A 6632-nucleotide genomic window follows, 5' to 3' on the forward strand; every position below is an offset into this window, starting at 1 on the left:
ATGCGCATACGCGGTGCCCCGTGTTTACAGGGCTTTTGCGCATCGCCACCATGAGCCACTGAGCGCTTTTGCCAGATTCGGCCCCGCTCGGCCGGCATCGACCCGCCTCCCCATGAAAAGCGACAAAGGCACGATCTCCGTCAGTCTCGTCGAGGAAACGCTCGCGCTCGCGAGGGCGCGCGGCCTCGATGCGCTGCCTCTTGACGAGGCGGCCGGCATCGCCGCGCCGATGCTCGCGTCGCCGAAAAGCCGCGTGTCGTCGGCGCAATACGGTGCGCTCTGGACCGGCATCGCGCGCACCCTCGACGACGAATTCTTCGGCCAGGACTCGCACCCGATGAAAAGCGGCAGCTTCGTCGCGATGACGCAGATGGCGCTCGGCGCGCGCAACGGCGCGCAGGCGCTCACGCGCGCGGTCGGCTTCATGCGGCTCGTGCTCGACGACCTCGGCGCGATCATCGAAACGAATGCCGAAACGGGTGCCGCAACGAAGGTTGAAGCGAAGGTTGAAGCAGCGCCCGGAACGGGCTCACTGCGGGACACGCGTCAGCGCGTGAGGCTGAAATTCGTCGAACGACCCGGCGCGCCCGCACCGGCGATGTTCGCGTACGCCACGTATTTCATCCTCGTGTACGGCCTCGTGTGCTGGCTCGTCGGACGGCGCATTCCGCTGCTCGAAGCGCGCTTTCGCTGCGCCGCGCCGCCCGCCGCTCACGAATACAGGCTGATGTTCTGCGAGTCGATGCATTTCGACGAACCCGAGTCGTACGTCGATCTCGAACCGGCGTTTCTCGACCTGCCCGTGATCCAGACCGCGCGCTCGGCCCGTGCGTTTCTGCGCGATGCGCCGGGCAACTTCATCGTCAAATACCGCAATGCCGGCTCGCTCGCCGCGCGCGTGCGCAAGACGCTGCGCGCGCTGCCGACGGCGAACTGGCCAGCCGCCGACCAGATGGCCGCGCGTCTGCACGTCGCCGAGGCAACGCTGCGGCGGCATCTGAAGCAGGAAGGCTATACGTATCAATCGATCAAGGACGCGCTGCGGCGCGACATCGCGATCGCGGAATTGCAGCGCACCCACCGCACGATCGCCGACATCGCCAACGCGGTCGGCTTCGCGGAACCGAGCGCGTTTCATCGCGCGTTCCGCAAATGGACCGGCATGCGGCCGGCCGACTATCGCCCGGCAAGCGGTGCCGGCCTCACGCGACTCACGCGCCGCGCGGAATCGGACTAAGCTTTAAGAGGCAACAGGCCAGCCTTGATCGAGGTATCGGCCCGCGCTCGCCGGACTTAAGCGGCGGGCGCGGTGGCCGTCGGCGATGAACACGTCCACGCGTTTTCCGCTCCGGCAGTCCGGTTCGCGCAGGCCGCTTATCCGCGGCGGTGCGGCGCGCCGGTTGATGCGCACCATCGGCGCGCGCGGGGTGCTGTTGCCGGTGGGGTTCGCGTTGGCGTTGGCCTTGGCGGTTGGTCTGGTATCCGGATTCGCGGCCGGGCCCACCGCCAGGTTCACAACCGCGCCCACCGCCAGGTTCGCGGCCGGATTGACGTCCGGGCTCGCGGCCGGATTTTCGGCGCGCGAAGGCTTCGCGCTGGTGCAAACGGCCCATGCCGCCCCTGGCGCGGCGGCCACCGCGAACAGCGTCGTCGTGATTCCGGTGAACGGCGCGATCGGGCCGGCCAGCGCCGATTTCATCGTGCGCGGCCTGCAACGCGCCGCGAACCAGCGCGCGCAACTCGCGGTGCTGCAACTCGATACGCCGGGCGGGCTCGATACGTCGATGCGGCAGATCATCAAGGCGATCCTCGGCTCGCCGGTGCCGGTCGCGACCTTCATCGCGCCGAGCGGCGCGCGGGCCGCGAGCGCCGGCACCTATATCGTCTACGCAAGCCATATCGCGGCGATGGCGCCAGGCACCAACCTCGGCGCCGCGACACCGATCCAGATAGGGATCGGCGGGGCCGAGCCGCCCGCGGGCGGCGGTGCGCCGGGTGCGCCAGCTTTACCGGGTACGCCGGGTACGCCGGGTACGCCGGGTACGCCAGGCACGCCGGAATTGCCGGACATGCGCGCCTTGTCAGGCAGTGCGTCCGGTCCGTCAGCGTCCGGCCCCCTGGCATCGGGTTCATCAGGCACCTCAGGCGCATCGGCGCCCGCCACCGCCGCAGCCGAGCCTGCCGCGACACCACCATCGCCCGCCGCGAGCACACTCCCCCTCGATACCCAATCGACCGAACTGCGCAAGCAGGTCCACGACGCGGCCGCCTACATCCGCGGCCTCGCGCAGATGCGCGGGCGCAACGCCGACTGGGCCGAGCGCGCGGTCCGCGAAGCCGTGAGCCTGTCCGACGAGGAAGCGCTCGCGCAGCACGTCGTCGACGTCGTCGCGCGCGACGTGCCCGACCTGCTGCGCCAGCTGAACGGCCGCACCGTCGCGACGACGGGCGGCAGCATCACGCTGCACACCGCCCACGCGCCGCTCGTCGTGCTCGAACCCGACTGGCGCAACCGCTTTCTCGCCGTCATCACCGACCCGAGCGTCGCGCTGATCCTGCTCATGCTCGGCATGTACGGCCTGTTCTTCGAATTCGCCAATCCGGGCTTCGTGCTGCCCGGCGTGGTCGGCGCGATCAGCCTGCTGCTCGGCCTGTTCGCGATGCAGATGCTGCCCGTCAGCTACGTCGGCCTCGGGCTCGTGTTTCTCGGCATCGCGTTCCTGATCGGCGAGGCGTTTTTGCCGACCTTCGGCTCGCTCGGCTTCGGCGGTGTGGTCGCGTTCGTGATCGGCGCGATGATGCTGATGGACACCGACGTGCCCGGCTACGGCATCCCCTTGCCGCTGATCGCGGCGGTGGTCGTGTTCAGCACCGCATTCGTGCTCGGCGTGTCGCGGCTCGCGCTGCGCGCGCGGCGACGCCCGGTCGTGACGGGCGCCGAGGCGCTGATCGGCTGTATCGGCGTGGTGCTGGACGGCGGCTTGCTGCCCGAGCACCCAGCGGGCGGCACGCTGGCCGGCTGGGCGCGCGTGCACGGCGAGCGCTGGCGCGTGGCGAGCACGGCGCCGGCCGCGCCCGGAGACCGCGTGCGCGTGACCGCGCGCCACGGCCTCACGCTGAGCGTCGAGCCGGTCGTGCCGGTCACGCCGGCCGGCGCCCAGATAAAAGGAGAACGCTCATGATCGGTTTTACATTCGGCTTCAGCAGCATCCTGATCCTGCTTGCCGCGGCGCTGATTGCGTCGTCGGTGCGGATTTTTCGCGAATACGAGCGCGGCGTCGTGTTCATGCTCGGGCGCTTCTGGAAGGTCAAGGGCCCGGGGCTCGTGCTGATTATCCCGGTCGTGCAGCAGGTGGTGCGCATGGATCTGCGCACGGTCGTGTTCGACGTGCCGCCGCAGGACGTCATCACGCGCGACAACGTCTCGGTCAAGGTCAACGCGGTCGTGTATTTCCGCGTGGTCGATCCCGAGAAGGCGGTGATCCAGGTCGCGCGCTACTTCGAGGCGACCAGCCAGCTTGCGCAGACCACGCTGCGCGCGGTGCTCGGCAAGCACGACCTCGACCAGCTGCTGTCGGAACGCGAGCAGCTGAACGCCGACATCCAGAAGGTGCTCGACGCGCAGACCGACGCGTGGGGCATCAAGGTGTCGATCGTCGAGATCAAGCACGTGGACATCAACGAAACGATGATCCGCGCGATTGCGCGCCAGGCGGAAGCCGAGCGCGAGCGGCGCGCCAAGGTGATTCACGCGGAAGGCGAGCTGCAGGCGTCGCGGCAACTGCTCGAAGCCGCGCAGACGCTCGCCCGGCAGCCGCAGGCGATGCAACTGCGCTACCTGCAAACGCTGACGACGATCGCCGCCGACAAGAACTCGACGATCGTGTTTCCGCTGCCGATCGACCTCGTCAGCGCGGTGCTGGAGCGCTTCGGCAAGCCGTCCGCGCCGTGAGGGTCGGATGTTCTGAGCGAGAGCCTGTCATGAAAAAACTTTCCCGTATCGAATGCGGCGTACTGCTGGCCGCCGCCTGTATCGGCACCGTGTGCGCGCCAGCCGTAGCGCAAGCCGACCCGGCGGCGTCGCCAACGCGCGCCCAGGTGCGCGCCGATCTCGCCGAGTGGCGCGCCGCCGGCTACGAACCGCTCGACTGGCTCGGCTATCCGGTCAGCGCCCAGCGCGCGGGCCGCATCGTCGCCGAGCGGCGCGCGCAGCAGCACTCCGAGGCGGCGACGGTGCACTGAGCGGCGACGATGCGCTGAGCCGTGGCGGCCGTCAGTTCGCGCTTGCGGGTCGCGGCGAGGTATCATCACGCCCCTTCGATACCCTCGCCGCCGCGCAGCTGCGGCACAGCAGCCGGAGCCCGCACCATGCCAATCTGGGTCGATGCCGACGCCTGCCCGGCCGTCGTCAAGGACATGCTCTTTCGCGCGGCGCGCCGTACCGGCGTGTCGCTGACGCTCGTCGCCAATACGTTTCTGCGCGTGCCGCCCTCGCCGCTGATTCGCGCGATCCAGGTGCCGGCCGGTTTCGACGCCGCCGATCAGTTGATCGTCGAGCGCGTCGCCGCAGGCGATCTCGTCATCACCGCCGACATCCCGCTCGCCGCCGCCGTGCTGGAAAAGAACGCGCACGCGCTCGATCCGCGTGGCAACTGGTTCACGCCCGGCACCATCGAGGAACGGCTGCGGATGCGCGCGATGCTCGACCAGTTGCGCGGCAGCGGCGTCGATACGGGCGGCCCGTCCGCCTTCAGCCCGCGCGACGGCAAAACGTTCGCGGGCGAACTCGATCGCTGGCTCGCGCGCAACGTGCCGCGCGGCGATGCACCATGAGGCGCGATGGTGCGCAATAACGCGCAGTGATGCGCCGACGCCACACTCGGACGGCCAATCCACCGGCTGACGGGCCCCGGCGCGCCGCGCAAGCCGCCGCGAACGCCGGAGCGCCGCCATTCGTGATTACAATTCCGCGATAACGCTGGCGCGGTGCCCGCAGCACGGTCGGGAACCGCCGCCGCGCACGGGCCGCGCTGCCGCCCCCGCCGCGGTGAATCGAAGAAAATCGAAGCACCCGCATCAATCACAGAAACAGAAACGCCGCAGCAACGCCACAGAAACACCCGCCCCACGCCGCAAACAACACCTTCAGAACGACGAGAGAGAAAAGACCCGCCACATGGACTCGATCAAACGCTACTTCGGCTTCGACGCCGTCGACACCAACCTGCGCACCGAAGTGCTCGCCGGCGTGACCACCTTCCTGACGATGGCCTACATCATCTTCGTCAACCCGGCGATTCTCGGCGACGCCGGCATGCCGAAGGACGCCGTGTTCGTCGCAACCTGCCTCGTGGCCGCGCTCGCCTCGATCATCATGGGCTTCTACGCGAACTACCCGATCGCGCTTGCGCCCGGCATGGGCCTGAACGCGTACTTTGCCTACACGGTCGTGAAAGGCATGGGCTATACGTGGCAGGCCGCGCTCGGCGCGGTGTTCATCTCCGGCTGCCTGTTCCTGATCGTCACGCTGTTCCGCGTGCGCGAGGTGATCGTCAAGGGCATTCCGCACTCGATCCGCATCGCGATCACCGGCGGCATCGGCCTCTTTCTGGCGATCATTTCGCTGAAGTCGGCCGGCGTGGTGGTCGGCAATCCGGCCACGCTCGTCACGCTCGGCAATCTGCACGACCCGCACGTCGTGCTCGCTGCGATCGGCTTCTTCGGCATCGTCACGCTCGACTATCTGCGCGTGCGCGGCGCGATCCTGATCGGCATCGTCGGCGTGACGATCCTGAGCTTTTTCTTCGGCGGCAACGAGTTTCACGGCGTCGTGTCCGCGCCGCCGTCGATCACGCCGACGCTGTTCCAGCTCGACATCCGCGCCGCGCTGTCGTCGGGCGTGCTGAACGTCGTGCTCGTGTTCTTCCTCGTCGAACTGTTCGATGCGACCGGCACGCTGATGGGCGTCGCGAATCGCGCGGGGCTGCTCGTCGAGGGCAAGATGCACCGGCTGAACCGCGCGCTGCTCGCCGACAGCACCGCGATCCTCGCCGGCTCGCTGCTCGGCACCTCGTCGACGACCGCGTATATCGAAAGCGCGTCGGGCGTGCAGGCGGGCGGGCGCACCGGCGTGACCGCCATCACGGTCGCCGTGCTGTTTCTCGCGGCGCTCTTCTTCGCGCCGCTCGCGGGCGTGGTGCCCGCCTACGCGACCGCGCCCGCGCTGCTCTACGTGTCGTGCCTGATGCTGCGCGAAATGCTCGATCTGCCGTGGGACGACGCGACCGAAGTCGTGCCGGCCGCGCTGACCGCGCTGCTGATGCCGTTCACCTACTCGATCGCCAACGGTGTCGCGTTCGGCTTCATCTCGTACGCGGGCCTCAAGCTGCTGACGGGCCAGGCGCGCCAGGTGAAGCTCGTCGTGTGGATCATCGCGGCGATTTTCCTGTTCCGTTATTTCTATCTCGGCAGCGAGTGAGGACCTCAGCGCGTGGCGGCGCGTCCGGGGCGCAGCCGGAAACGGAAACTGCGGCGCAAGCGAATAGCCGACCGACACGACGAGCGCCGGCAAGTGTTCCGCGAAATAGCGCGCGGCAAAGTCGGCCTGCTCTATCGAGCCCCGGGTAAAGCCG

At 68.6% G+C, this 6632-nt stretch carries 6 protein-coding genes and 1 pseudogene; 6 read left to right on the forward strand and 1 reads right to left on the reverse strand.

What is annotated here, in order from left to right; translation table 11 throughout:
- Positions 1 to 112: 112 nt before the first annotated feature.
- From GXB81_RS15590 to GXB81_RS15615, 6 genes are all read left to right on the forward strand, one after another.
- Positions 113 to 1237: an AraC family transcriptional regulator gene (locus tag GXB81_RS15590; protein ID WP_205989692.1), complete on the forward strand. Its 1125-nt coding sequence runs from the start codon at positions 113 to 115 to the stop codon at positions 1235 to 1237.
- An 85-nt stretch (positions 1238 to 1322) separates the two neighbouring features.
- Positions 1323 to 3182, forward strand: coding sequence for a nodulation protein NfeD (locus tag GXB81_RS15595; RefSeq protein ID WP_205989693.1), 1860 nt, complete (start codon positions 1323 to 1325; stop codon positions 3180 to 3182).
- Positions 3179 to 3952, forward strand: a complete 774-nt coding sequence (locus GXB81_RS15600; RefSeq protein WP_205989694.1) for a slipin family protein — start codon at positions 3179 to 3181, stop codon at positions 3950 to 3952. Before GXB81_RS15595 ends, GXB81_RS15600 begins: the two co-directional genes overlap by 4 nt.
- Positions 3953 to 3981: 29 nt before the next feature.
- Positions 3982 to 4242 (forward strand): DUF4148 domain-containing protein, encoded by a 261-nt coding sequence (locus tag GXB81_RS15605; RefSeq protein ID WP_167041555.1) that lies wholly within the window; start codon positions 3982 to 3984, stop codon positions 4240 to 4242.
- Between the two features lie 126 nt (positions 4243 to 4368).
- Complete coding sequence (locus GXB81_RS15610; RefSeq protein WP_167041552.1) at positions 4369 to 4833, forward strand: YaiI/YqxD family protein; 465 nt, start codon at positions 4369 to 4371, stop codon at positions 4831 to 4833.
- Between the two features lie 343 nt (positions 4834 to 5176).
- Complete coding sequence (locus tag GXB81_RS15615; RefSeq protein WP_167041549.1) at positions 5177 to 6478, forward strand: NCS2 family permease; 1302 nt, start codon at positions 5177 to 5179, stop codon at positions 6476 to 6478.
- A 12-nt stretch (positions 6479 to 6490) separates the two neighbouring features.
- Here the strand turns inward: GXB81_RS15615 and GXB81_RS15620 are convergent.
- A pseudogene (locus GXB81_RS15620) lies at positions 6491 to 6632 on the reverse strand (alpha/beta hydrolase fold domain-containing protein); the annotation flags it as partial.

It is taken from the genome of Paraburkholderia sp. Ac-20336 (genome assembly GCF_017105025.1).
Classification (GTDB): domain Bacteria; phylum Pseudomonadota; class Gammaproteobacteria; order Burkholderiales; family Burkholderiaceae; genus Paraburkholderia.

Excerpts from the sequence above, each read along its gene's own strand:
- GXB81_RS15595 (WP_205989693.1), top strand. The coding sequence starts at position 1,323 with ATGAACACGTCCACGCGTTTTCCGCTCCGGCAGTCCGGTTCGCGCAGG.
- GXB81_RS15600 (WP_205989694.1), top strand. The coding sequence starts at position 3,179 with ATGATCGGTTTTACATTCGGCTTCAGCAGCATCCTGATCCTGCTTGCC.
- GXB81_RS15615 (WP_167041549.1), top strand. The coding sequence starts at position 5,177 with ATGGACTCGATCAAACGCTACTTCGGCTTCGACGCCGTCGACACCAAC.
- GXB81_RS15590 (WP_205989692.1), top strand. The coding sequence starts at position 113 with ATGAAAAGCGACAAAGGCACGATCTCCGTCAGTCTCGTCGAGGAAACG.
- GXB81_RS15605 (WP_167041555.1), top strand. The coding sequence starts at position 3,982 with ATGAAAAAACTTTCCCGTATCGAATGCGGCGTACTGCTGGCCGCCGCC.
- GXB81_RS15610 (WP_167041552.1), top strand. The coding sequence starts at position 4,369 with ATGCCAATCTGGGTCGATGCCGACGCCTGCCCGGCCGTCGTCAAGGAC.